Origin of the sequence: Streptococcus suis (genome assembly GCF_002960625.1) — a bacterium.
Taxonomy (GTDB): Bacteria; Bacillota; Bacilli; order Lactobacillales; family Streptococcaceae; genus Streptococcus; species Streptococcus suis_T.
Genome location: NZ_POJH01000034.1, coordinates 13637 through 37821 on the forward strand (window position 1 = coordinate 13637; position 24185 = coordinate 37821).

At 42.1% G+C, this 24185-nt stretch carries 24 protein-coding genes and 3 pseudogenes; 1 reads left to right on the forward strand and 26 read right to left on the reverse strand.

All coding sequences use genetic code 11. The features are described from left to right. Positions 1-55: 55 nt before the first annotated feature. From C1G49_RS08280 to hemW, 17 genes and pseudogenes are all read right to left on the reverse strand, one after another. The gene (locus C1G49_RS08280) at positions 56-2857 is read right to left on the reverse strand and encodes a phage tail tip lysozyme (RefSeq protein WP_105125315.1); all 2802 of its coding nucleotides are present in this window, start codon (positions 2855-2857) and stop codon (positions 56-58) included. Between the two features lies 1 nt (position 2858). Continuing rightward, positions 2859-5210 (reverse strand): VirB4-like conjugal transfer ATPase, CD1110 family, encoded by a 2352-nt coding sequence (locus tag C1G49_RS08285; protein ID WP_161942103.1) that lies wholly within the window; start codon positions 5208-5210, stop codon positions 2859-2861. After that, complete coding sequence (locus C1G49_RS08290; RefSeq protein WP_105125317.1) at positions 5167-5520, reverse strand: PrgI family protein; 354 nt, start codon at positions 5518-5520, stop codon at positions 5167-5169. The genes C1G49_RS08285 and C1G49_RS08290 overlap by 44 nt, the downstream gene beginning before the upstream one ends. 61 nt (positions 5521-5581) lie before the next feature. After that, on the reverse strand, positions 5582-6436 hold the full coding sequence (locus C1G49_RS08295) for a conjugal transfer protein TrbL (protein WP_079732919.1): 855 nt from the start codon (positions 6434-6436) through the stop codon (positions 5582-5584). 18 nt (positions 6437-6454) lie between these two features. Next, complete coding sequence (locus tag C1G49_RS08300; RefSeq protein WP_001072182.1) at positions 6455-6697, reverse strand: hypothetical protein; 243 nt, start codon at positions 6695-6697, stop codon at positions 6455-6457. 17 nt (positions 6698-6714) lie between these two features. Further along, a complete protein-coding gene (locus tag C1G49_RS08305; protein WP_105125318.1) occupies positions 6715-8532 on the reverse strand; it encodes a VirD4-like conjugal transfer protein, CD1115 family in 1818 nt (605 codons plus the stop codon). Then, positions 8532-9020, reverse strand: a complete 489-nt coding sequence (locus C1G49_RS08310) for a hypothetical protein (protein WP_002936460.1) — start codon at positions 9018-9020, stop codon at positions 8532-8534. The genes C1G49_RS08305 and C1G49_RS08310 overlap by 1 nt, the downstream gene beginning before the upstream one ends. Before the next feature lie 76 nt (positions 9021-9096). Continuing rightward, positions 9097-9681: a CPBP family intramembrane glutamic endopeptidase gene (locus C1G49_RS08315; protein ID WP_105125319.1), complete on the reverse strand. Its 585-nt coding sequence runs from the start codon at positions 9679-9681 to the stop codon at positions 9097-9099. Positions 9682-9683: 2 nt separating this feature from the next. Then, a complete protein-coding gene (locus C1G49_RS08320) occupies positions 9684-9917 on the reverse strand; it encodes a hypothetical protein (RefSeq protein ID WP_001005709.1) in 234 nt (77 codons plus the stop codon). 8 nt (positions 9918-9925) lie between these two features. Continuing rightward, a complete protein-coding gene (locus C1G49_RS08325; protein WP_105125320.1) occupies positions 9926-10309 on the reverse strand; it encodes a hypothetical protein in 384 nt (127 codons plus the stop codon). A 10-nt stretch (positions 10310-10319) separates the two neighbouring features. Next, entirely contained in the window at positions 10320-10748 is a 429-nt protein-coding gene (locus tag C1G49_RS08330; protein WP_105125321.1) for a hypothetical protein, read from the reverse strand. Continuing rightward, on the reverse strand, positions 10732-12087 hold the full coding sequence (dcm, locus tag C1G49_RS08335) for a DNA (cytosine-5-)-methyltransferase (RefSeq protein ID WP_105125322.1): 1356 nt from the start codon (positions 12085-12087) through the stop codon (positions 10732-10734). Before dcm ends, C1G49_RS08330 begins: the two co-directional genes overlap by 17 nt. Positions 12088-12235: 148 nt before the next feature. Beyond that, complete coding sequence (locus C1G49_RS08345; RefSeq protein ID WP_105125323.1) at positions 12236-13054, reverse strand: replication initiator protein A; 819 nt, start codon at positions 13052-13054, stop codon at positions 12236-12238. Further along, entirely contained in the window at positions 13051-13224 is a 174-nt protein-coding gene (locus C1G49_RS11190) for a hypothetical protein (protein WP_032512781.1), read from the reverse strand. The genes C1G49_RS08345 and C1G49_RS11190 overlap by 4 nt, the downstream gene beginning before the upstream one ends. Positions 13225-13384: 160 nt before the next feature. Continuing rightward, positions 13385-13681 (reverse strand): annotated as a pseudogene (locus C1G49_RS08355) (NUDIX hydrolase); the annotation flags it as partial. After that, positions 13668-14408: an acyl-ACP thioesterase domain-containing protein gene (locus C1G49_RS08360; protein WP_105125324.1), complete on the reverse strand. Its 741-nt coding sequence runs from the start codon at positions 14406-14408 to the stop codon at positions 13668-13670. The gene C1G49_RS08360 and the pseudogene C1G49_RS08355, both read right to left, overlap by 14 nt. Before the next feature lie 12 nt (positions 14409-14420). Next, positions 14421-15557, reverse strand: a complete 1137-nt coding sequence (gene hemW, locus C1G49_RS08365) for a radical SAM family heme chaperone HemW (RefSeq protein ID WP_105125325.1) — start codon at positions 15555-15557, stop codon at positions 14421-14423. A 93-nt stretch (positions 15558-15650) separates the two neighbouring features. Here hemW and C1G49_RS08370 point away from each other — a divergent pair, with 93 nt between their 5' ends. After that, positions 15651-16229 carry a VanZ family protein gene (locus C1G49_RS08370; RefSeq protein WP_105125326.1) on the forward strand — a complete coding sequence of 193 codons (579 nt, stop codon included), beginning with the start codon at positions 15651-15653 and terminating at the stop codon, positions 16227-16229. Positions 16230-16363: 134 nt separating this feature from the next. Here the strand turns inward: C1G49_RS08370 and C1G49_RS08375 are convergent, their stop codons facing one another. The 9 genes and pseudogenes from C1G49_RS08375 to rpiA form a co-directional block, all read right to left on the reverse strand. Further along, positions 16364-18631, reverse strand: coding sequence for a glycogen/starch/alpha-glucan phosphorylase (locus C1G49_RS08375; protein ID WP_105125327.1), 2268 nt, complete (start codon positions 18629-18631; stop codon positions 16364-16366). A 182-nt stretch (positions 18632-18813) separates the two neighbouring features. Then, a pseudogene (locus tag C1G49_RS11525) lies at positions 18814-19209 on the reverse strand (HIRAN domain-containing protein). A 31-nt stretch (positions 19210-19240) separates the two neighbouring features. Then, positions 19241-19954 carry a purine-nucleoside phosphorylase gene (deoD, locus tag C1G49_RS08385; protein ID WP_105125328.1) on the reverse strand — a complete coding sequence of 238 codons (714 nt, stop codon included), beginning with the start codon at positions 19952-19954 and terminating at the stop codon, positions 19241-19243. Positions 19955-19975: 21 nt separating this feature from the next. After that, on the reverse strand, positions 19976-20137 hold the full coding sequence (locus C1G49_RS11105) for a hypothetical protein (protein ID WP_161942104.1): 162 nt from the start codon (positions 20135-20137) through the stop codon (positions 19976-19978). A gap of 25 nt (positions 20138-20162) precedes the next feature. Further along, on the reverse strand, positions 20163-20972 hold the full coding sequence (locus C1G49_RS08390; protein ID WP_105125329.1) for a purine-nucleoside phosphorylase: 810 nt from the start codon (positions 20970-20972) through the stop codon (positions 20163-20165). An 11-nt stretch (positions 20973-20983) separates the two neighbouring features. Further along, positions 20984-21388 carry an arsenate reductase family protein gene (locus tag C1G49_RS11285; RefSeq protein ID WP_419579755.1) on the reverse strand — a complete coding sequence of 135 codons (405 nt, stop codon included), beginning with the start codon at positions 21386-21388 and terminating at the stop codon, positions 20984-20986. Further along, a pseudogene (locus C1G49_RS08395) lies at positions 21368-22036 on the reverse strand (EcsC family protein); the annotation flags it as partial. The gene C1G49_RS11285 and the pseudogene C1G49_RS08395, both read right to left, overlap by 21 nt. A 112-nt stretch (positions 22037-22148) precedes the next feature. After that, entirely contained in the window at positions 22149-23360 is a 1212-nt protein-coding gene (locus C1G49_RS08400) for a phosphopentomutase (RefSeq protein ID WP_105125330.1), read from the reverse strand. 132 nt (positions 23361-23492) lie between these two features. Then, a complete protein-coding gene (rpiA, locus tag C1G49_RS08405) occupies positions 23493-24167 on the reverse strand; it encodes a ribose-5-phosphate isomerase RpiA (protein ID WP_105125331.1) in 675 nt (224 codons plus the stop codon). Between the last annotated feature and the right edge of the window lie 18 nt (positions 24168-24185).

Genomic DNA, 24185 nt, shown 5'->3' on the forward strand with positions numbered 1-24185 from the left:
ACCAAAAACAAAAAGGATATGCTAACATTTATACATTTTGTTAGCATATCCTTTTTTATTTCGTCGTATAAGCAAAACTCAAGCTACTATCCACTCCAGATAATTTACGGAAGGTATAGTTTGGATTGCCATTGTAGTTGGTTTCGGAGATAAGGAATGAGCCATCTGGGTAGACTTTCTCCACAAAAGCCACATGTCCGTATTCTGTTGGTGTGCCATGTCCTCCTCCCGCAAAGGAAAGGATAGCTCCTGCTTGTGGACTTGTCCCTGTCTCTCCACCGAGACTTGCGGCTGTTCGTACCCAATCTTGGCCATTGCCCATGGTACTGATAATTGGAATCTTCTCACCATTTTTACCTTTGAGTTTTAGCCCCAGTTGGTTGATACGGGCTGCAACTCCCCAAGTACATTGGCCGTAAGCATATCCCATACCGTCACCACCTCCTGGAATAGAGTTTTCAAAAAGGTCTCCTCGTACAGCTTCAAGTGCTTTTGGATCACTTTGTGCTGTCCCACCGTTTGGTTGACTAAAACCTTTTTCAATTTGGTAATACCACTCACTTGCCCGTGTTTGACGTTCAAGTAGCTTATCTCCACTATTTCCTTCCCAGTAAATGAGAAAGAGTTGGGCAAGACTAGCTGGACTTCCTGAATTTTTGAAAAAGTCCTTTAACCAGTTGGTGTAATAAGGACTATCCCCATGCAACATGAAATCCAGTTGTAACCCCAAGTCATACCACTTTTGATGTTTTCCTTTGGCATATTCCAACAATAAAGTATGTCTGCGTGACCCATCCGCGGTATCTGTCCATTGGCCTAAGCCTAAACCACGTTTAAGTATATTTGGGTAACGTCCATTGTATATAGTTGGACCATTGATTGAGAGCCAGCCCTCATCATCCCACGAACTATCAGTCGCACCAACTGGCGGAGATAAATAGTCGCCTTCAGCTCGTTTTGGATTAATGGAAGATTCTACCGACCAATTTCCTAAAATAGCTGCGATAGCTTGATTGGTCGCACCTTTGCTTTTAAGATAGTCATAAATTGCCTTGGCTCTCTCGAACTCATCGCCGCCAAACTGCCCGATAGTTGGAAGAATGGTGGTCTGAACCTGAATCACTTTTGGAAAGTAGAATGCTGGATTGACATAGACCAACTTATCCGTGTCATCATCAACCTTTTGATAGGTGACTTTTAGACCCATTCCGTCCTTGGTTTGACCAATAATGTCTCCTGCCAAGACTTGTTGATTTTCGCTCACTCGGCCTGAATGAATGCCAAACAAGGTTAGTTTAGTCTTATTAACTCCCTTACCAGATGTCAAAATAACATTCTCTCCATCAAGAGATACCTTGCCATCCATCGGAGACACAATGACTTGACCTTCTTTTGCTTCTAAGATGATATGGTGATGAAGCGTTGGTTTCTCATCAATGACCTCATAACCATATCGGTAGGTCATGTTTAAGCTATCCTCATCGGTCTGTCCCTGAAAGGGATTGTCCAATTCTTGAAGGGCTAAATAGTTGCCTTCTTCGGTCAACTCCTTTAGTTCTTCTTGGTCCTCATCAGACAGCTTGTAAGCAGGTTCCTTATACAAGTCAGACATGGATTTAATAGAATCTCCACCGTTTAAGTCCGACCACAGTTGACTGAGAAATTCTTTGTAGGTTGTTCCGCTTGTCTCTATGAAATCATCTAACTTGTAGTCTTGGTATTGATGATTCATGTAAACCATAACCTCATCAATCTTGGTGTAATAGGTAATTCCCTTTTCGTTGGTTCTTGTATGCTCCGCATCTTCCCACGTCATGTGGGTATAGGCCTTGGTCAATTCCATCTCATCTTGTTGAATGACACTGCTACCTGAGACACTCATGAAAAAGCTCATCATCAAAAGGAGTATCAAGAGAATGCCTGAGACAATCCAAGTCAAAGGATTTCCCGCAAGGACAGAAAAGAAAGTCATACTTCCCTTAATGGCTTGGACGATTCCTTTGAAACCTGCGACACTTTGTTTTCTGGCAAGCTTTAAAAAGGTATGGTAGCGTCTTCTTGGTTTAAGAGGTTTCTGGCGTGTGAATCCTTTTCCCTTTTTGAAGTTCTGGAATCTTTCCTTTCCATGAGAAAATTTTGTTTTGGTAAACCGCACACCAGTCTGTCCACTTTTTACTGCCACCTTACCTGCTTGATAAGTAAACCTGCCATAGCGTCTGGCTTTCAAACTAGTATCCTTCATGGTTCTTAGACCATCTAAATCATCCTCCTGTGCTATCAGGTCAAGGGATTCAGATGCAGCCAAGCCTAATCCAGCTTTGACTTTGGTAGAGTTTTTCTTAGACTTTTGGACTTTCTTGAGTTGTTTAACCTCACGCTTGGCAGAACTTACGTCTTTTTCTGCACTTAGTCGATCAAATGATTTTTCTTGGTGAAACTGAAAGCGAGACTTCAGGGAAGGATTTTCTTTTTGGAAAGTAAACTTGGGATTAACTGCCTGTTGTTTTTCATTCAGTTTCACTTCTGACAAATGTTTTCTTGCCGTCCGCAAACGTTCTTGAGCTTGAGGAAGTCGATAGTTCTTAATTTCCTTTACCTTCAATAGTCTAGGAGATACATAGGTAATTTCCTTTAGGAACTTCTCTTCTGCTTCCTTTTGGCTACTGAGTAGATTTTCTTTAAACTCTGTTTTCTTTTCCTGAAACAGAGAATTTTGAGCTGATTTTCGAAATCTTCCTTTTTTAGGAACAGTCTGTTTTAAGGTCCTAACTTCTTTCCGATAATGCATACGGGCTGATTTTAAGTTGCTTCGAAAGTTTTGCCTAGCCTGTTTGACTAGCTTTTTATCCTCTTTCATCTCATGTCCTCATTTTTTCAGGGTCCGTACTCATGATGTCAAAGAGCTTGGTGTGTTGTGGAATCTTATTTTTGAAAGGAACAACGGTTGAACCGGCCTTGATTAGCCCAGCCCCTTTTTCAGGATTGACTAAGTACTTCTCCAGCTCTTTAGAAAGTCCAAGCATATGCACCAACTCTTCACGATCACTCTTAGCCTGTTTTAAAAGTATCATGAACTCACTATTGGCAATAATGCGTCTACCATTGGCATCCAAAAGAAGAGTTTCTACATTCTGAGTAATGCCTGTCGGTATCGCCCCATACTTACGGACACGACTCCAAAGTTTAAAGAAGAAATCAGAGGCATATTTGTCCAATAAGAGTAGCTGCATTTCATCAAAATAAATCCAGGTCTTCTTCCCTAGCTTTTGGTTTTTGACCACCCGATTCCAAATTTGGTCAAAGATAACCATGAGGGCAATCTGTTTTAATTCATCGCCTAACTTTTTGACATTGTAAATCAGGAAATGACTGTCTGTTTTAATATTGGTCCGATGTGAAAATATGTCCAGCGACCCTTCCACATAGAGTTCCATATCCAGTGCCAAGTCCTTAGCTTCCTGTTCAGGTTGTTGAGCTAAGACAAAGACCCATTCGACCAAGGACGGTGTGTCAAAATGCTTATAAGTGAGTCTTGTCACACGGTCAATCAAGGACTTTTCACGACCATCCATTTTACGGTCCAAGAGCTTTCCAATCCAAGACAAGAGAAATTCGGATTTGACCTTAACCGGATCCTCATCCATATTCTCATCAGATAGATCTAAGACATTTAAGAAGGTGGTAGAATCTGGGGCAATATCAATACTCTCCCCACCAAAGGCTTGACCGATAATACTGTACTCGTTTTCTGGGTCAACAATAATAATTTCAGTATCACTATCTGCTTCCTTGAGCTTTGTAGAGATGATTTCATGTTTTGTCGCCATCCCTTTGCCCGCTCCAGAAGTCCCTAAAATCAAACCTGACGGAGTATTTAACTTGCCACGGTCAATACTGATGATATTACTTGAGATTTGATTGATGCCATAAAATTTCCCACCCTTGTCCTGAATATCAACGGAAGTCCAAGGGGCATTCACAGCAATATTCGAGGTTAAGAGCGACCGAGAAACACCTTCAAGATAGTTCTTCCCAAATGGCAAGAGACTATTAAAAGCAGCTTCTTGCATGTAGGTCAAATTATCGATAATCATATCATTAGACCCTGCTACTTGCTTGATAATATCAAGAGATTGTTTGAGTTGGTCTTCAGTATCCGCCAGCACACCAATCAGAAATACGGTGTCAAACAGCTTATCTCCTGTTTGGGTCATGGTTTGAAGAAGAGCTTCTGCTTCATCGATGTTGTTTTCAAGAACATGACCGACCTTCTCCAAATAGATACCTGTCCGAGCCATTTTTTGTTGTTCCCCAATTTTTTGTGATTCCATCAAAGTTTTCTTGGTTCGTAGCTTGGTCATGGTTTCAGACTTAGTAGAGCCTTTAGCATGTAGGCTAATCATCACTTCCAAATCTGACTGCATGAGGTCACGAATAAATTTATCCCCTAGCTCCATACCATAGTCACGAACATAGACAATCTGTAATAATCGATCGTCCAATTCAATATGATTCTTGTGTTTAAAGGAAAGGTAGGTTGGGGCAATAAAGTACTTGGTGGATTGACCTGAGAGGGTCAAATCCTTGTAAGAGAACGGTAAATGATTTTCACCTCGCAACATATCCGCAAGGACATTCACTCGCTCTTCTCCACCAAGCAGACCAAGAGATACATCAATCTCTGAAAAGCCACTCTTGAAATATTCCCCAATTTGCGACAGAGACCGAAAAGCTAGTTTTGGTGTTTGGTCGCTCTTGCCAAATGAAAGAAACTTGACAGCTGAAAAGTTGTTCTCACCCGCCTCTAAGTTGGCATCCATCATGCGATTCAATTCATCACGATAAGCATCAAACCCATCTTCCTGTAAGGGATAGAGAATACTCTTACGGAATTTTTCCAGATTGACCTTTTGATTGAAAATGGTCAGTTGGAAATTGGTCTGATCATCCAGTGAATTGATTAAATCGGAATATTTCTCAACAATAGCTCCTTTATCATCTAAGCCAACTGTTTGATAATTGACATCTCCTAAGAGATAGGTTTGTGAGAAATAACTTGGACTGACCTGCATAAGGCCATTCTGAAAAAGCCCTTGATAGGCTAACGTATTTACGGTTGATGGTCTGATCTCCTGCTTCTGTGTTTTCGTCTTTTGCATTTTGTCATTAGAAGAGGTCTTTGGTTTCATTGAGTGTTTTAATTTTTTCACGTTGGTCTCCTTTTCTTCCAGTAAATGTGCGGTCTGGCACCGTTAGTTCATAATGAAATCGGTACCTGAGATAGGTTTCAAATGGTAAGTCATTGGGGCGATAGACTCCAAATAACATGAGTGGAATTGTAAAGCTAAAAACAAAACCATAGACAAACCAATCCCCAAATTGCCAGTAAAATAGGTTCAAGCCCAATACCAAAATGGTTAGGGCGACGGCTGGAAATACAAAAATAACCTGTCTAGTTGTAAATCCCAGCCATGCCCTGTGTTGAACCTTTGAAATGTCCTTAAAGACACGTGTGTTCATAAATGTTCTCCAATCTAAATAAGCTATAAAAAGAGGAGGCGGGCAATTTACACCCATCCTCCTACATCCCCAAAATACTTCGGGCGGTTCGTTGACTGCCAACTAAGGCAATGATTAACAATATGGCCTGTACCAAGCCACCAAACATAATGACGAGTGATTCCATAACTCCAGCTCCATTTGATACGGCAATCTTTCCAGCCGATTCAAACAAGGGAACAAGAGATACAATTAGAAAAATCAAAATACCTTGAACGGCATAGACCATGATGTTTTTAAGGTAACCAATCCCAACACTTCTCCAGTCATCACTAAGGAAGGTCGGAATGGTAACAGGGGCAAAAGGAATCATCAGATAGAGTTGGATAAAGCGAATGGTAATCAAGATATTGACAACCATGATGCTGGCCATTCGTACCAACCAAATGAGAATCGCAAAAAAGCCAATAATCATTTTTCCTACAATTCCAGATCCCTTAATGCCTGAGATGGTATCATAATTAGCACCACCATTCGTGACAAGACTTGCCACTTGTTCAATAACATAAGAGGCAATGGCAATAATGGCTTCCACAATAACCGTCGTATTGGTAATCACGACCGCGACCATGATGTAGCTGACAATCATAGGTGCCATGGCTTCAAAGGTCATTGCACCACCTGAGTTTGCGATTTTCTTGGCCATTTTTGAAAATTCGAGTACGAGAACAACCGCAAGAATAGCTACTCCCAAAGGTTGCATAATCCCCTTGGTAATGGCTGTCATGTAAGACCACACCGTCGGATTAAAGTCCGCTAGTGACTTAATCAAGTTGGCGGTTGATTCTAAATCCACTTGAAACCCTTCAAAAAGGCTATCGCTAGATACTTTTTCAGAGGCTAGAAATACAAAAGGTGACGTAAAATTCATCATCATGTCATGTGCTGTCCTCCCCTAAATGGTAATCTGTGTCACAAAAGCACCAGCGGCTCCCACCATGACCCCACCAACAATTTCTAGAATGGCATTTCGGACACCTGGCCCACCATCTTTAATGTTGGTTGAAAGGTTGATAATGCCCATGACAACAAGAAAGGCCCCTACTGCAATTAAGCCTTTTTGTAATAGAGACATGGCTTGAGAGAACATGGAGCTGGCGTCCACTCCGTAAACAAAGCCTGTTAGTTTTTGATTCATATAATTCCTCATTTCTATTAATGTAGTGTCGTTTCTGTGCTTAAATCCCTTATTTTATGGCCTGACAAATCTATCTCTTCCTCAGTGATTAGGGGATTGATGTGGTAGTGCCACCAGCGTTCATCGGTTTCCTTATCCGCAAGCCATTTCCAATTCTTATGTTTGGGTGGAAAATATTTCTTGGTTCGAAAAACAGGAACCCCTGCAATGCGTACAAGGCACTCATCTCGTTTCATATTCCCGACTTCATCAGCCGTCATCAAGTCACGGGCAATTTTCTGGTGAGAGGTAGAACTTGAACCCGTCTGCCCAAAAGAACGACTGGTACTTCTGACATCAATGGTTTGTTTGCCTAATAGACCACTCATAAATTTGAAAGTTTCCTCGTCATTTCCACCCAAATAGAGGAGGCTGTCACAGTTCCCCAGTATAGTTTTCCAAGCCTCTTTTTCCTTATAAAGTCCTTGGAGTTGAGCGATATTTTGCAAGATAGGAACTAAGCTCATGTTTCTAGAGCGAACCGTTGAGGTTTGTTCGGCAAAGTCTGGGATTTCTCCGACATTCGCAAACTCATCCAGATAGCTTCTAACATGAATAGGCAGTTGCCCTTTAAAGTCCACATCAGCCTGTCTGGTCAAAGTGGCGAAAACCGTAGAGAAAAATAAAGCAGATAGGAAACGAAAGGTCGTATCATTATCTGGAATAACAAGATATACCATGGTCTTTTGAGTGCCCCACGTTTTCAAATCCATAGTGTCTTTTTGCGTCAAATCAATCACCGATTGAATATTAAAAAGGGCGAACTTAGCGGTCGTCACAGCAATGACCGAATCCAAGGTCTTGTCCTTGTAGTTCTGAAAATCCGCCCAGTTTCGCATGGTAAAGTTTTCGTGACCATATTTTTTAGCATAATCTTCAAACAGGACTTCAAGAACACTTTTGTCCTGATTGTCTCCCTTTGATAAGAGTTTGATGAGTTTCCCAATCTCAGAAAAGGCTGGATAACGGCCATGCTCACGTCTTGCTTCCTGCTCTTGCTTGGAACTTCCTGGAGGATTGTAAAAATCCACCAAATAAGAGGCAATAGCTCTCACCAATGTCATGGAAGCCTCGTCCCAAAATGGATCACTGCGAGAACCAGACCCACGGGTATTGTTAAAATAGACCGTTAACATGCGGTTCAAATCATTCTCAGTTTCTACATAACGAAAGGGATTAAAACCGTCTGAATTGGTCATATTAACCAAGTCTAAAACCTTGACCTGATAACCGTTTTCTAAAAAGAGTTTACCTGTCTTCTCAGCCAAATGGTCTTTAGGATCTACGACAATATTGGAACAATTAAGTTGGATAAGGTTGGGTTTAACAAATCGAAAGGTCTTGCCTGCCCCAGAACCCCCAATGACAATCAAATTTTTATTTCGGTCAAACTGGGGTTTCTTCTTTTCCAACAAGGTTAGACGAACATCACGAGCCATAATCGTGTCATTGAAAGGATTCTTACTGTAAAAGTTCCGCTTTTCCTTACTGTTTCCAAATCGTGCAGAACCGTATTCTTCCCCTTCTCGATAGACTTTCTGTCCTGTCGATACATAAAGATAGACTAGTGTCATCATTAGAACCCCAAGGATAAAGGCAAGAAGAGATTTTTGAGTAAAGGAAAATAGCCATAAAGGATTGAAAACCTGATTTAACCCCTCTCCTAAGAGGTAGGCAAAACGTTCCATAGGTGGGGCATTGGTTAAACTATCATAGAGCAGGGTTAGACGATGGCAGAAATAACCAAAGGCGAGCCCCATGAGTCCAAAGACTAAAGCTTTTCGTCTTGAATACATTACAAGGTCACCTCCTTGGTTTTGACTGCCGAAGGTTCTGTCACTCTTATTTTTTCTTTGGCCAGTTCTATCTCTTGGTCCAAGGTTTTATCAAAGGTTAGACCTTCTAACTTTTCTGGATTAGACATCAGTTTCTTCAACAATTCATCCAAGTGATGATCGAGCAAGGTCTTATCCTTGGCATAAAAGTAGAGATAGTCTTTTTGCCAACTAATTGCAATTGGCAGTTTTTCTGACTCCATTAGCTCCTTAAATTTCTCCACATCGATTGGCTTATCCAGTATGTCTTTACTAACATCTATCGCTTCAATTGCGTAAGGGCTTTGAAGGAGTTCTTCCAGTTTTTGAACCCCAATTTTATAAGCCGAATCTTGAGCTAAGGCTTGCCTAGCCGACCATTCTAAGAGCTTTAAGAGGGTTCTGACTGTCAATAAACTACTTCTTTCCACGTATTGCATCGCTTGACGTTCTTGTTGTTCAGATGACATGGTGACCTCCTCTTTTTTCGATTCCCTATCAAACATAAGGTGTTTTCATAATACGGAAACACTCTTGATTTTGGTATCACAAGAAAGTTACGACATAAGCCAAACTATTCCAAAGTAAATGTAAGGCGATTACCATCATACAATCAGTTTTCAATCGAACAGCAGCCAAGGTCAAGCCAAGATAGCTATACATGAGCCAACTCCCTAACTGATTGGGTCCATGGGATAGAACAAAGACAAAACTGGTCACGCCTATTTGTACAAAAGGGAATGTCAATTTTTCCCACAGCAGTTGCCTATAAACTACCTCTTCAAGGACACTTGCATTTATTAGAAATAATAAAAAGATAATAGGAGGAACCTGTTTTCCTACTTGTACCAATACCGCTTGATTCCTAGTCTGAACTGGAAATAGGAAGCTGATGAAGACTGCAAAAGCAACCATACACACAAAACCAAGAAGCAACCAACTTAGGCGATTTCTTAAGGTTATTTTTTTTGCTTGAAGAGTTTTATGACGGGCAATCTCTAAGCAAGTCACACTTAATAGGACCAATTGTAGCAAGACTATACCCTCTATTGTCAGATACTCTTTCAGGTATAAACTCACCAGAAGACCGTTAAGCTGTATAGCTAGATAAAACAACACTATCCTTATCATTGTCACCTCTTGAATAAATCTTCATAATCAATATCTAAGACTAGAACGATTCGCTCAACCCATCTAGTTTGTGGCATCAGACGATTGGATTTGTAATGTCGCAGTTTTTGATAGAGGCGATTAAACTCACTGGGATAGACATATTGACCTTTGAATACCTTTCGAGCTAGTTCTGCCCAAGTGAGTTCTTTTTCGGCCAGAATGATCTCTAAATTGTCCCAAAATCGTTCATTCATCTTCACACCTATCCTGTCACTTGTTTCATCAAGCTGGCCTGAAACAGTTCTTCTTTTACCTGTCTGGGAAGAAAGGTTCGCACTTCGTCTAGCCCAATAGCTGGATAGACATGATTCTGACAAACAATGAGTGGCAACCGAAGATTCTGGTCTGGCTTTTGGAGAATGAGCTGAATCATCTCATTCAAACTTATCGAATATTGACGTTTAAAGCGAAGAAATCGTGGCGACAGCAACTCAAAACAATCCGTGGTTTTGGCAAAGAGTGACAGTAAGATTTCACGGTTTACATCACACGCTTTTGTACAACGATAAGTCACCCCATAGGTCGTCAAAATGGTTAGTAAGTCTTGATTTGTATTGACATTATTTCCTAGATATACCTCAAGCATAGGCTCCTCCTTATAGGGTTAGGCTATTTTCAACTGTTGGTTCAGGAGTTGAGAAATAGCGACTCATATCAATGGGCATCCGTCCTTCACCAAAGCACTTGACCGTCACTAAAGTCGTTAAAATGCCATCCTTTCCCCTAGCAGAATAATTTTCACCAAAGGCACGAAAGGCCAAGTGATTGTCTTTCGTCAATAATGTATCTACACCATTTTTAATATCCCTAGTTTCCATAAAATCCGAAATTCGATGAAGATTGGATTCGTAGAATAGGGGATCATTCATCTCTTTGTGGTAATCATCTTCAAAAGTTACCTCAAAGTCACAATCAAAATTAGGGAGCGACAGTATCTTTTGTAATAACTGATTGGCTTCTGCTTGGTGAATACGTCCTTCTAATTCGGTACAATCTAGGATACTTTTCTTATGTAGTAGGTTCATGTTTTTCTTCCTCTTCTATTCTTCTAAATTCTCTGGCAATGGCTTCAATAACTGTGACAGTCACGCTATTGCCGGCCTGTTTGTATAGTTGGCTCTTACTGGAAACACTTTCTGCTCTTTCATAAGCCCAATCAGGAAAGCCTTGAAGTCTGAAACACTCTCTTGGTGTCAGTCGTCTTATTCTCAGGCGATAGAGTTTTCCTTCTAAGACAATGCCTGTGACTTCATACCACTTATCCTGTCGATATTCCAGAGCAGCAACCACCACTCCCATATTGTCTGAAGTTGTCAAGGTATTGGATATTCCCTTTCCCACACGTCCCCTACGTTTGGTTGAGGCTGGATAAGCCAGATTGACAGAGTCTCCAAGAGTTGCCTTTGCGTACCCTGTTTTTGTGGCTTCCTTGATTTTCAGAAATGGTAGCTCCTCCCTCAGCAAAATCTTTGGCACCTTGTCTCCACCTTGCATGGTGGTCAAGGTCGGTGACAAACCAGAAATGTCAAAGACTCTTCCAGTCTGGTCAAAGCTAGTCGGCAGATTTCCTGCGACAACAACCCCGTGTCTGTCTTGACTAGTCAAAGTGAACATAGGGTCTTGGTTATCCTTAAAGCGACGCCCATGTTGCCGTTTTTCAAGTCTATCTGGTGTTGAGACTGGAATGGCGATTTTAGCCCCCTCTCCTTTACCTCTTGGTAGTGTAGGAGCAAGTCCACTCGTCAGATAGATTTCACCATTCAAACCACGTTTAGAGGGATTGATATTTCCTAGCCTTTCAAGATGAGCTGGGCTGTTTTCTCTTCTGAGAGGAAATATGAATCTGGAACGGTATCTTCTAGAATGTCCGATAATAAAGACCCGCTCTCTGTTCTGCGGGACTTGGAAGTCCTTACTGTTAAGCACCTGCCATTCGACATCATACCCCAATTCATCCATCGTGGAGAGGATTGTGGCGAACGTCCGTCCCTCGTCGTGATTGAGTAGGCCTTTGACGTTTTCCAAAAATAGAAAACGTGGTTGGATTTGTTTGGCCGCTCGAGCAATCTCAAAAAAGAGAGTCCCTCGAGTATCTTCAAATCCCAGTCGTCTGCCTGCGAGTGAAAAAGCTTGGCAAGGAAATCCCCCGCAGATGATGTCCACTTGCCCTCTAAATTGTCTAAAGTCATGGTCTGTGACCTCTTTAATGTCATGGTATTCAATTTCCCCTTCTGTGTTAAACATAGCTTTATAAGATGTTCTAGCGAATTTATCAATTTCACAAAAGCCCAGACATTTATGACCCTGTGATTCCATCCCTAGCCTAAAACCGCCTATCCCAGCAAATAAATCTAAAAATTTCATTTTTCCTCTCTTTCCAACTAAAAAAGAGCCTTACACTTGTAAAACTCTTGCTTATATATGATCATCCATTTCTGGTGCACGGATTTCTTCAACAATCAAAATGATGATAGAAATCAGATAGATTCCGCCTAGTATTCACCAAATCAACTTAATCACCTCCCTTTCCTTCTTGTCGTCTCAGTTGCTTGGTCCACTCTGACAGCACACCATTAAATACGTATTCAGCTATTACTTCCGCTGACCGAGCAAATCGCATATGTTCCAATGCATACTGATACCGGTCACTAAAATAAATCATGGCATAGTCACTAGCTGACTGAGATAGACCCGTCTGTCTTAACTGGTCATGAACCAAACCCCAAATATAATCTCGATCGTACTTGGTCACGCCATCGACTTTTGAAGTAAAGTTCTCTTCTTGTTTCTCAACTACTTGCTGCCTCTCCTCCTCGTCCTCAATAAGGAAATCACTCCCTTTAGTTTCACTATATTTAGTCTCACTTCCTTCAGTCTCACTAGGGGCTGAATTTAAGACCGGCCCCGTCTTTCTTTGAGACCCCCCTAGTGTTTTTTTAACACTAGCCCCGTTTGAATCGGAGACTGGGGTAGGTTCATGTTCTAATTCCCCCAAGTAAATTTTATTTGCCATACGACCTTTTTCACTAGAGGACTGTTGGACTTCATCAATTAAGCCATATTCGCGTAAGGTTTTCTTGATAGAGAGTAGTTTTGACTTTGAACAGCCTAAAAGTGCCATCAGATTTGAATTGGAATAAATCAAATAAATAGCCCCATCCTCATCAATCCAACCTTTACTCAAAGACAACTCCAACCTATCTTTTAAAACCGCGTAGGCTACCTTAACCTCCAGCTTCATATCCTTATAACGTTCACTCTCAAACAAAATTTTAGGGAGTTTATAATAACGCTCTGATGTCTGATACTGATTAGCGGTAATTCGTTTCATGATTGTCCCTCCAAAACTAAAATTCCAACATTTCCAAATTCATCAAATCGGATTAAACCTACTTGTTCCAATTCATCAACCAGATGAGTTGCTTTCTCAATATCAACTCCTAAAATAGCCACGAGATGACACATCACGATTTGGCGTGATGATTGTTCCTTCTTTTTCATGAATTCCTCCTTAAAATAAAAAAACGAGAACACTTATTAAAATGTTCTCGCTTATGCGATATTATAAATAATAAAATAAATTTTTCCTCCTTAACGACAGATTGTAGAACACTCAAATCCTTGATTTGACAGCGTTTTAAGCACCTGTCATTATTATGACACAATCCCCACCTGGCAAGGACCAGAGCCCATCGTTTTCCTGAACCAGTAGGATTTTATCCTCTTGAAAAATAGCTGCGCGGGTATCCAGCTTGGGTGTCTGATAGCCTGTTTCATTGCAAAACAAGTCTTTCACCACTTCCAAGGGCTGTCCAGATGGCTCTACCAACATTTCCGCCGCAATCTGTCTGATTTCTTCGAAACGCTCCATGTCATAAACATCTTTTCCATAAGCCAAGCCTGTCTGAGCCAAGGCTTGTAAACGCACGGCCCATTCCAACCACTTATCCTGCGACATGACTTTCCCTCCATTCTATGACAGCTTGCGCATGGATTTGCCCATCTACCACAATCTCATGCTGGCTGACACCAGCTTCTGCCACCATGCGTGAACTCACCAGGCTAGTCGCCTCTACTTCCTTAAGATACTTGAGTTGGATTTTTTTAGGAACATGGCAGAGCAGAAAATCATAACCCAGTGCTTCATACATCCATTCCAGGTACTTGCCATTATTGACATGCCCATTCATATCCAAGTCAAAGTAGCGAACAGGAATTTCTTGAACAGATGGATTTTCCAAGAGCTGATACTTGGGAGCTCGAGGCAATTTCTTGACCTGCTCAGACTGATAAGGAGCAATCAAATCTTCTGGCACAGGCGCCACCTTGCGAGTTTCAAAATCAATCAGGACAAAATAGCATATAATGTCCAGCAAAAGATTACCTGCTGCATCGTAGATATAGAACATCCGATGACAGAAAAACTTGTTGTAGGCAACCGCTTCTGTTTTTATAACAATATTTTCATTGTACTTGGGTAGGCCTTGAATAGTCAGTTCATAGTCTGTCACCACCCAAATCAAGCCAAATTCCTGAAAAACATAGAGGTCACTCCGACCTAGTTCTTCCGACTGCCGACCTGATAACCCCAGACAATAGGAAATCAAGTCAGGCAGTTTGACAGCCTGCTTCACATCACACATATCAAAGGGAATGGTGAACTCCTCTTGGTAGCTTACTCCCATTGTGTCCTCTTTCTAATCTTCTATAATGAAACGCTCGGCAACTGTATCGCCTAAAAACAATCCCTTTTTGGTCATCCGAAGCCAACGGTCTTCTTCTTGCAAGAGGCCTTCATTTTTCAAGTCTCTGACCACCTGACCGTAGCGGTCTTCGAAGGAGATACCAAACTTCTCCTCGAATCGCTCGATAGACACGCCAGTTTTTTTCCGTAAACCTAAAAACATCTCTTCTTCCATCTGCTCGGTCTGGCTGAGGAATTCTTCATGTAGGCGAGAATGGCCTTTTTCGCGGATGGACTTGAGGTAGTGCTGGATAGGGCCGCGGTTGCGGTACCGCATACCGTCGATGTAGCCAGAAGCCCCTGCTCCTAGGCCGTAATACTCGGAGTTGTCCCAGTACATGAGGTTGTGGCGGCTTTCAAAGCCTGGCTTGGTGAAGTTGGAGATTTCGTAGTGCTCAAAGCCGTTTTTCTCCAGCTCCTGAAGGATGTAGTCGAACATATCGGACTCCACATCTTCGTTGGGCAGATGGAGGTTGCCACGGCGTTGGCGGTTCATGAAGACCGTGTGGTTTTCTAAAATCAAGCTATAGAGGCTCATGTGGGGAATGTCCAGCTCCAAGGCCTTGGCGACATTGTCCATCACCTGCTCCATGGTCTGACCAGGCAGGGCATAAATCAGGTCAATGGAAATGTTGTAAAAACCCGCTTCCTTGAGGGCTGCAATGGTTTCATAAATCTGGGCCTGATTGTGGCTGCGACCGATTTTTTTCAACATGCGGTCGTCAAAGGTCTGGACCCCCAGCGACACCCGATTGCACTTGGATTTTTTTAGCACTGCAATCTTGTCCGCCGTCAAGTCACCTGGATTGGCCTCAATGGTAAATTCTTCCACCTGTGACAAGTCCAGCAAGTCCTCCAGATTGGTCAAAAGGTAATCCAACTGGTCTGCCGAGAGGGCCGACGGTGTTCCGCCACCTATGTAGAGGGTCTTGAGGGCTGGCAGGTCGTAAAACTTGACCTCTTCCATGAGAGCTGCCAAATACTCATCAACAGGCTGATTCTTAATAAAGACCTTGGAAAAGTCACAGTAGTAACAAATCTGGGTACAAAAGGGAATGTGGATATAGGCAGATGTCGGTCGTTTTTTCATAAGAACTATTATAGCATACTGTCCCTAAAATTATTTTCCTGAGCCTTTGCCTCCCCCCTCAAATAATGATATAATGAAAAAAGGAGGTCCTCTATGAAAAAAGAAGTTATCTATGACTGTATTAACCTGATCCTGTCATTTCTACTTTGCCGCTGGCTCTTTATGACCTTTCTTTTTTACCAGTTCTCGACCATTTTTATGACGGTTGATTTTTGGCCGGCGCTTGCAGCAATCCTGTTAATGACTGGGGTTTGCTTTACCCTATTTCGACTGGTCTATCAGCCGGGCATTTCGCGACTGACACTTTGTTTTTTCTATGGATGCTATGGTTTTCTGCTGCTTTACCTCCTCTTTTTCAAAAGCATGGGTGTCAGAGGTGTCAACTGGGATCTCCTTAGTACCTTCTCTCAAGACCTATTTCTCAATCCTGCTATATTGGTCTTTAACCTCTTACTCTTTTTACCACTTGGGTTACTTTTTTCATTTTCTTGGAAAAAACTTTCTCTCTTTGTAGAGGCCATATTGCTAGTTGAAGCCTGTCAATTCTTCTTTTCATTGGGCTTCTTTGACCTTAGCGATATCTTGCTTAACACCTCTGGCTTTGCCCTCGGAAACCTCTTGGGACAATCCGCAATGGCTCAAGCTTTCAAAAATAGAATACAGAAAAAATGACCCCGAAAGGTCATTTTTAGTTTATTTATACTCAATGAAAATCAAAAGTAGCCTAGGAAACGAAGCCGACGATAGAACTCAAGTTCATCTAGGCTCTTGACAACGGATAATTTTGATTTTCGAAGAGTATTAGCTTACTTAGCTTCCAAATGCCAAATATCTTCGTTGTACTGTTGAATAGTACGGTCTGATGAGAAGAATCCTGCTTTAGCAATGTTGACGATAACCTTATCCAACCAGCTGTCGCGGTCTTCATAGTCTGCTAACATTCTTTCCTTGGTCGCAATGTAGTCTTCCAAGTCCAGCAAGGTCATGAAGTGGTCATTGTGCTTGAGGTTATCCTGTAAGCGCCATAGGCGTTCGTCGATACCACCAGCATGACGAATGGTGTCAGAAGTGATGAAATCAATCAATGGACGGATGGCTTCGCGCTCGTAGAAGGCATATGGATGGTAGGTTCCATTGACATAGTGGTCAATAACAGTTTGGCTATCTTGACCGAAAATGTAGATATTTTCATCGCCGACCAATTCATGAATTTCCACGTTGGCACCGTCATCTGTACCGATGGTCAAGGCTCCGTTGAGCATAAATTTCATGTTACCTGTTCCAGAAGCTTCTTTAGATGCAAGAGAAATCTGCTCTGAAATATCTGCAGCTGGGATGATGAAGCTGGCTTCCGTTACGTTGTAGTTTTCAATCATAACCAACTGCAAGTGTGGTGCTACTTCTGGATCATTTTTGATAACCTGTGACAAGACCAAAATCAAGTGGATAATATCTTGAGCCGTTGTGTAAGCTGGTGCTGCTTTTCCTCCAAAGAAGACTGTCAACGGGCGAGTTGGAATATTGCCTGCCTTGATATCCAAATACTTATGGATAACATAGAGGATATTCATCTGTTGACGCTTGTACTCATGCATACGCTTGATTTGTACGTCAAAGATAGACTCTGGATTGACATGGACACCCTGAGTTTTGGCAATATGACGTTGCAACTTACGCTTGTTGTGTTGCTTGGTTTCTTCTAACCATTTTTTCAATTCTTTGCTGTCTTTGTGGTCCAAGAGTTTTTCCAACTCGCTAGCATCATGGTGGTAACCATGGCCAAGTAGGCCATCAAGATAGCTAGCTAGGCTTGGGTTGGCATGCATGAGCCAACGACGGAAGGTGATACCGTTTGTCTTGTTGTTAAACTTCTCTGGATAGAGCTCGTAGAAGGCCTTCAACTCTGATGTTTTCAAAATCTCAGTATGGAGGGCTGCTACACCGTTGATGGAGTAGCCATAGTGAATATCCATGTGGGCCATGTGGACACGACCATGCTCATCGATGATATTAACTGCTGGGTCATTTTTGACTTCTTTGGCACGGCGGTCCAACTCCTCGATAAATGGTACTAAGTGAGGCACCACATGGTTCAAGAAGTCAAGCGGCCATTTTTCAAGGGCTTCAGACAAGATTGTATGGTTGGTATAGGCAGTCATTTTCTTAACAATTTCGATTGCCTCATCGAAGGAAATGCCACGAAGTTCCAAAAGACGAATCAATTCTGGAATGACAAGGGATGGGTGGGTATCATTGATTTGAACCACGGCGTAATCAGGCAAGTCATGAAGGTTTGACCCTTTGGCAACCGCTTCATCAATCAAGAGTTGAGCCGCGTTGGATACCATGAAATATTGCTGGAAGATACGGAGAACTTTACCCTCATCTGTCGAATCATCTGGATAAAGGAAGAGGGTTAGGTTACGGAAAATGTCTTCCTTATCGAACTCAATACCATCATAAATGATATTGTCATCTACTGAACCAAGGTCAAACAAGCGCAAACGGTTCTTCCGTTCAGTCTTATAACCTGGCACATCAATATCGTACAACTTAGAAGTCAAGGTAAAGTTAGCAAATGGCACTTGGTAAGAAATTGGGGATTCTGTCAACCAAGAACGGGGTGTAATCCACTCGTTTGGCACCGCAGATTGTTGGTGGTATTCGAACAACTGACGGAAAAGTCCGAAGTGGTAATTAAGACCCACACCATCTCCGTTGAGACCGAGACTAGCAATGGAGTCAAGGAAGCAAGCAGCCAAACGACCCAAACCACCGTTACCAAGAGATGGCTCCATCTCCACATCTTCGATAGCAATCAAGTCCTTACCTGCAGCTGCAAGCTGGCTCTTCACCTCATCATAAACACCCAAGTTGATCAAGTTGTTAGACAAGAGTTTACCAATCAAGAATTCTGCAGAAATGTAGTAGACTTTCTTCTTCTGCTCATTGGTGTACTTAGCTTCGCTCTGTTGCTTAGTAAATGCAAGCAAAGCATAATAGAGTTCATAGTCAGAACAGTCCTCTATGCGCTTGGCATACATAGATTGGACAAAATTTTGTAAGTTAATCACTGCTTATCTCCTTTTGTATATGTTAATGTAATCATTCAGAAACGTTTCTTATTTTTTTGTAAACGTTTTCTACATGATAATTATACCCTATTTAACAAAAAAAGGCAAGCTATAATACAAAACTGTATATAGTTCGCCTTTTATATTATTCAGCAATCCGAATGGACTGTTTGCCCTATCCCTTATTTTTTACGATTATCTTTAAATTTAACAACCACACGAAGTTGACGCTCCGGATGTTCAGTGAGATCAATCATTTGAACACGTGCTTCAAGAATGTCACCATGTCCATAGAATAACATGCGACTAATTAGGCTATTCTTATGCTTGGGGATATAGCCGAGCTTTTTCCCTTGATAGAGAATAACAACTGCTTCTGAATCATAGGGATTGGTTGGCTCAGCGAGCATTTCTAGCATTTCTAAGGAGGTAGTACGTTTAAATCTTTTCCCCATCGCCCCCTTTTCATTTTCAAGGAGCGAGCTCAGACAGTCCACTGGACTGTCTGACTAATAAGCAAACCCCGCCAAATGAAAATCTTCTACATGTCGTGTGGGCTCAAAGTTTGCAAATGTCATACGATACCTCCTAATCACACCGCTAGTTGTTTTATTCCGCAATCAGAGTTTCCAAGCCGACCTTCATCATGTCTGTGAAGGTATTTTGGCGTTCTTCTGCTGTCGTATCTTCTTCTGGGTTGACCAAGCTATCCGAAATGGTCATGATAGCAAGTGTTTCAACACCGAATTTAGCCCCCAAATAGTAAAGAGCTGCGGCTTCCATCTCAACTGCCTTGACACCGATTTGACCCAATTCTAAGTTACGGCTGAAGAGTTTTGGTGAGTAGAAACTATCTGAAGATAGAACATTGCCCACATGAGTAGTAATATTGAGTTCCTTAGCAATATGATAGGCCTTGTCCAAGAGATTGAAGCTAGCAATCTGTGGCAGGTCATATTCTGGCCAATCAATGTTCATCATTTTAGAGTTGGTTGCTGCTGCCTGAGCCAAGACCAATTCACGAACATGAACATCCTTGTTAAGCGAACCAGCTGTTCCCACACGGATAAGCTTCTTAACGCCGTAGTCGTTGATAAGCTCATGGGCGTAGATAGAAATGGAAGGCATTCCCATACCTGTTCCCATGACAGATACGCGATGACCTTTGTAAGTACCAGTATAGCCAAACATATTGCGGACTTCGTTGAAGCAAACTGCGTCTTCTAGGAAATTTTCAGCGATAAATTTAGCACGAAGTGGATCACCAGGAAGCAAAATCTTATCAGCGATTTCGCCTGGTTTTGCGGAAATATGGATTGACATATAGAGCTTTCCTTTTCTCAATTATTTTTTTCTATTTTTATTTTGAAGCAAGATGAAGAGTAAGGTAGTAATAGCGATATAAGGGATACTGTGGACAGGTTTGAAAAAGAGGTAGGCGACAGCTACTATCGCCATCAAAAGAATAACAATCAGTATCCATTTATCTGGATTAAAAGGTTTCATACTGTACACACTCTTCTTGACAATCTTACAACTCTGCCAAGATAGCTTTGACCAAGCCTTTGAAGTTGCCCTTGATTTGCTCAGTTACTTCTACTACTTCTTCGTGGTTGAGTTCAGATTGGAAACCAGCCGCAAAGTTAGTGATGGCAGAAATACCCAAGACTTTCATACCTGAGTGAGCTGCCACGATAACTTCTGGTACTGTTGACATACCGACTGCGTGGGCACCCAATGTCTTGAAGGCCAAGATTTCTGCAGGTGTTTCATAGGTAGGACCTGTCACACCGAGGTAAACACCATTGTCCAACTTGATACCCAATTTTTCCGCAACAGCATGCGCTTTTTCACGGTATTCTTTGGTGTAGGCATTTGACATATCTGGGAAACGTGGACCAAATTCTTCCAAGTTTTCGCCAATCAGCGGATTTTGACCAGTCATGTTGATGTGGTCTGTAATGGCCATAAGGGTACCTGGACCGTAGCCGATACCACCTGCGGCATTGGTTACAATCACGCCTTCACAACCAAGAGCTTTCATAACACGGACTGGGAAGGTCACGACTTCCATCGGATTGCCTTCATAGAAGTGGAAACGACCTTGCAAAGCCAAGACCTTGCGACCTGCCAAATCACCGTAAACCAACTTACCAGCATGACCCACAACTGTTGACTTGCCCCAGTTTGGAATGTCCGCGTAGTCGATTACGATAGCATTTTCTACTTCTTCCGCTAATTCGCCCAAACCTGAGCCCAAAATCAAACCAAATTCTGGTTTGACCAAACCTTTTTCTTCTAAGAAGGTTTTTGTTTCATTGATTTTTGCTAGTAAACTCATAATTTCTCCTTTTATACATAAGCTGACCAGTCATATTCTGGCATTTTTTTCTTGATGATGTCGAGGGGACGACAGAGAAAGGCTGTCTGTTCTCGCTCGATAATGGGACGGTTGAGAAGAGCAGGCTCTGCCACTAAACGCTGGAAAAGTTCTTCTTCTGACAAGCCTGCTCGCTCTTCTTCCGTCAACCGAATAACTGCAGAGGGCTGACTGTCCATTTTTTCCAAAAGTGCTGCCAATTCTACCTCTGTTAATGGATGTTCTAGATAATTAACCCACTTGACATCCAAATCTTGACTAGACAATAAGACTTGTAATTTCTTACATTTACTACAGTCAGGATTGTAATAGACCGTTAGTTTTTCGTTCTCCTCTTCTTTGGATTTGGAGTAGGTCACATCCTTGATAATAACCATCCCATCCCCTAAATCGAGTCCATTTTTAGTAAATGTCTTTTTGGCAAAATCTGCGATCATTAAAGTTGTTGTGGTATCAAAAGTGCCGCCAATTATAGCACCAACTAAAGGAACCATCTTACCTAAATTGATAACTCCAGTAGAACCAAACTTTGTAGCAAGACGAAAACCGACTGCACGATTGATTTTTTTTAATACTTCTCCTGGTAATTTCTTTAGCAAACTTAGTGCCAATTTATTTCCAAGATTTATTCCCGCATTCTTAGCAATTTCAGAAATAGAAACACCCGCTAAAGCTGAATAAACAAACGTTTGAACCTGATCACTTCTTGCATCATATCCTCTAATTTTAGCGATAGCTGCAACCATCCTCATCTGAAATAAGATAACTGTTGTGATATTGGCAGGTATGGTGACAGGCATTGTTATGATGCCACCCAATCCAGCAACAAAACCTGATGTTGCTGCCTTTGTTGTTTGAAATTGAATAAGCTTTTCAATAGCAGTATCTTCATCATATTTGCTCAAGTAATCTTCAACAAATTCATCTAAAGTAGATTGACCCGGAATCCCATTAAGTGTTGTAGTATAGGCCCAATCCAATGTAGATAACATAGCCTCCTGAGTTATTTTTCCAGCATTGTCCAATTGTTTAGAAACAGCTCCATTAGCGTTTTGAACAAAATTCCCTGCCTGTTTTCCAACATCATCCAAAGCCTTGCCAATCTCTCCCAAAATATTCATAGCTATTCCTCGTCCATTAAACCAGTCCGTCCAAGAAACTCTCACCAATCATGGCTTTTTCGACACCGAAGTTTTCTGCGATAGTAGCTGAAATATCCGCAAAATGTCCAACTGGCAAGACTCCACTTCCCTTGAATGACTTACTGTAAGCCAAGAGTGGCACATACTCACGGGTATGGTCCGTACCTGCATAAGCAGGGTCATTTCCATGGTCTGCTGTAATCAAGAGCAAATCATCCTCACGCATATTTTCGATAATTTCTGGGATACGAGCATCGAACTCCTGCAAGCAATCACGGTAGCCTTCGATGTCACGGCGGTGACCATAAACGGCATCAAAGTCCACCAAGTTGGTGAAGGAGAAACCTTTCTCAAAGTCAGCCAACTGCAAGGTTTCAATCAAGACATCGACACCATGCATATTTGACTTGGTGTGACCCATGTCATTTGTGATACCTGATGCGTTGAAAATGTCGCTGATTTTGCCGACAGAGTAGGTAGGTACGCCTGCATCTGCTAGCTTGTTGAGAACTGTTGCTTCAAACGGTGACACCGCATAGTCATGACGGTTAGCAGTCCGAGAGAAATTGCCTGGCTCACCGACATATGGACGGGCGATGATACGACCGAGAAGAGCTGGGCGTTCAAGGGTGATGGAACGAGCATATTCACAGATACGGTACAATTCATCCAGTGGAATAATGTCTTCGTGGGCTGCAATCTGAAGGACAGGGTCTGCGGAAGTATAGACGATTAACTCCCCAGTTTCCATTTGGCGAGGACCAAAGTCATCAATGACAGCTGTACCTGAATACGGCTTGTTGGCCTCACGGATGATTTTACGACCTGAAAATTCTTCGATTTTTGTCAAAATTTCCTCAGGGAAACCGTCCCAGAAAGTGTCGAATGGCTCAGTGATATTAAGACCCATGATTTCCCAGTGACCTGTCATAGTGTCCTTGCCGAGCGATACTTCTTCCAACTTAGTCACATAGCCAGTTGGACTTTCCTCAGCTGGAACAGTAGCAAGAGCTGTGTCACGAGGGATATTTCCAAGACCGATTTTAGCCATATTGGGCACTGCTAACCCTGCCTTCTCAGAGATATGACCTAGTGTATCAGACTCTGTGTCGTTGACACCAGCATTGAAAAACTTGTCTGCATCTGGTGCCGCACCGATTCCAACAGAATCCATAACCACCAGATGAATACGTTTAAATTTAGACATAAGAACTCCTTTTTCTAAGAACTTGCATTGATAAGCGAGGTGCTGAATAATGAATACAGGTTCTATTGTTCGTCTTTTCATTATACCACAAAAACGCCTCTCATAGTTAGTTTAATGAGAAGCGTTTTCACTTTATTTCTTTTCAAGAATTTTTGGTCCCTGCGGTGTGCCGACAATGACCTTAGAAATCAAGCCTATAAAGAGCCCATGCTCTACGACACCAACTGTTCTATCCAATTCATCAGCCAAGGCGTAGCTGTCTTCAATCCGTTGCAAATCTAGGTCTATAATGAAATTCTTCATATCGGTCACATGTTTCTGACCATCCTTCATCCGAAAACTTGGACGATAACCCTTTTTCTCGAAGAGGCGGAAAAGATTTTCAGAACCATATTGCACCACTTCCACTGGCAACTTGAAGGCGCCAAGGGTATCGACCACCTTAGATTCATCCACAATCCAGATGCTATCCTTGCTGTTGACCGCAACCACCTTCTCCATGAGCAGGGCGGCTCCTCCACCCTTAATACCATTGAAGGCTCCGTCAACTTCATCAGCTCCGTCAACTGTCAAGTCTACATAGTCAACTTCATCTATATTCTTTAAAGGAATTCCTAAAGAGGCTGCGTGGTCTGCAGTGGCATGAGAGGTCGTCACACCTGTAATCTGCAAACCTTCTTCCTGCACCCGACGTCCGATTTCTTGGACAAAATAGTAGGCTGTTGAACCTGTTCCCAAGCCAACAATCATGCCATCTCTTACAAACTCCGCCGCTTTAATCCCAACTTGTTCCTTTAAATTTGTCATGAATTGCTCCTTTCAGCT

Excerpts from the sequence above, each read along its gene's own strand:
- C1G49_RS08280 (WP_105125315.1), bottom strand. The coding sequence starts at position 2,857 with ATGAAAGAGGATAAAAAGCTAGTCAAACAGGCTAGGCAAAACTTTCGA.
- C1G49_RS08290 (WP_105125317.1), bottom strand. The coding sequence starts at position 5,520 with ATGAACACACGTGTCTTTAAGGACATTTCAAAGGTTCAACACAGGGCA.
- C1G49_RS08295 (WP_079732919.1), bottom strand. The coding sequence starts at position 6,436 with ATGATGATGAATTTTACGTCACCTTTTGTATTTCTAGCCTCTGAAAAA.
- C1G49_RS08300 (WP_001072182.1), bottom strand. The coding sequence starts at position 6,697 with ATGAATCAAAAACTAACAGGCTTTGTTTACGGAGTGGACGCCAGCTCC.
- C1G49_RS08305 (WP_105125318.1), bottom strand. The coding sequence starts at position 8,532 with ATGTATTCAAGACGAAAAGCTTTAGTCTTTGGACTCATGGGGCTCGCC.
- C1G49_RS08310 (WP_002936460.1), bottom strand. The coding sequence starts at position 9,020 with ATGTCATCTGAACAACAAGAACGTCAAGCGATGCAATACGTGGAAAGA.
- C1G49_RS08315 (WP_105125319.1), bottom strand. The coding sequence starts at position 9,681 with ATGATAAGGATAGTGTTGTTTTATCTAGCTATACAGCTTAACGGTCTT.
- C1G49_RS08320 (WP_001005709.1), bottom strand. The coding sequence starts at position 9,917 with ATGAATGAACGATTTTGGGACAATTTAGAGATCATTCTGGCCGAAAAA.
- C1G49_RS08325 (WP_105125320.1), bottom strand. The coding sequence starts at position 10,309 with ATGCTTGAGGTATATCTAGGAAATAATGTCAATACAAATCAAGACTTA.
- C1G49_RS08330 (WP_105125321.1), bottom strand. The coding sequence starts at position 10,748 with ATGAACCTACTACATAAGAAAAGTATCCTAGATTGTACCGAATTAGAA.
- dcm (WP_105125322.1), bottom strand. The coding sequence starts at position 12,087 with ATGAAATTTTTAGATTTATTTGCTGGGATAGGCGGTTTTAGGCTAGGG.
- C1G49_RS08345 (WP_105125323.1), bottom strand. The coding sequence starts at position 13,054 with ATGAAACGAATTACCGCTAATCAGTATCAGACATCAGAGCGTTATTAT.
- C1G49_RS11190 (WP_032512781.1), bottom strand. The coding sequence starts at position 13,224 with ATGAAAAAGAAGGAACAATCATCACGCCAAATCGTGATGTGTCATCTC.
- C1G49_RS08360 (WP_105125324.1), bottom strand. The coding sequence starts at position 14,408 with ATGGGAGTAAGCTACCAAGAGGAGTTCACCATTCCCTTTGATATGTGT.
- hemW (WP_105125325.1), bottom strand. The coding sequence starts at position 15,557 with ATGAAAAAACGACCGACATCTGCCTATATCCACATTCCCTTTTGTACC.
- C1G49_RS08370 (WP_105125326.1), top strand. The coding sequence starts at position 15,651 with ATGAAAAAAGAAGTTATCTATGACTGTATTAACCTGATCCTGTCATTT.
- deoD (WP_105125328.1), bottom strand. The coding sequence starts at position 19,954 with ATGTCAATCCATATTTCCGCAAAACCAGGCGAAATCGCTGATAAGATT.
- C1G49_RS11105 (WP_161942104.1), bottom strand. The coding sequence starts at position 20,137 with ATGAAACCTTTTAATCCAGATAAATGGATACTGATTGTTATTCTTTTG.
- C1G49_RS08390 (WP_105125329.1), bottom strand. The coding sequence starts at position 20,972 with ATGAGTTTACTAGCAAAAATCAATGAAACAAAAACCTTCTTAGAAGAA.
- C1G49_RS11285 (WP_419579755.1), bottom strand. The coding sequence starts at position 21,388 with ATGGTTATTATCAAGGATGTGACCTACTCCAAATCCAAAGAAGAGGAG.
- C1G49_RS08400 (WP_105125330.1), bottom strand. The coding sequence starts at position 23,360 with ATGTCTAAATTTAAACGTATTCATCTGGTGGTTATGGATTCTGTTGGA.
- rpiA (WP_105125331.1), bottom strand. The coding sequence starts at position 24,167 with ATGACAAATTTAAAGGAACAAGTTGGGATTAAAGCGGCGGAGTTTGTA.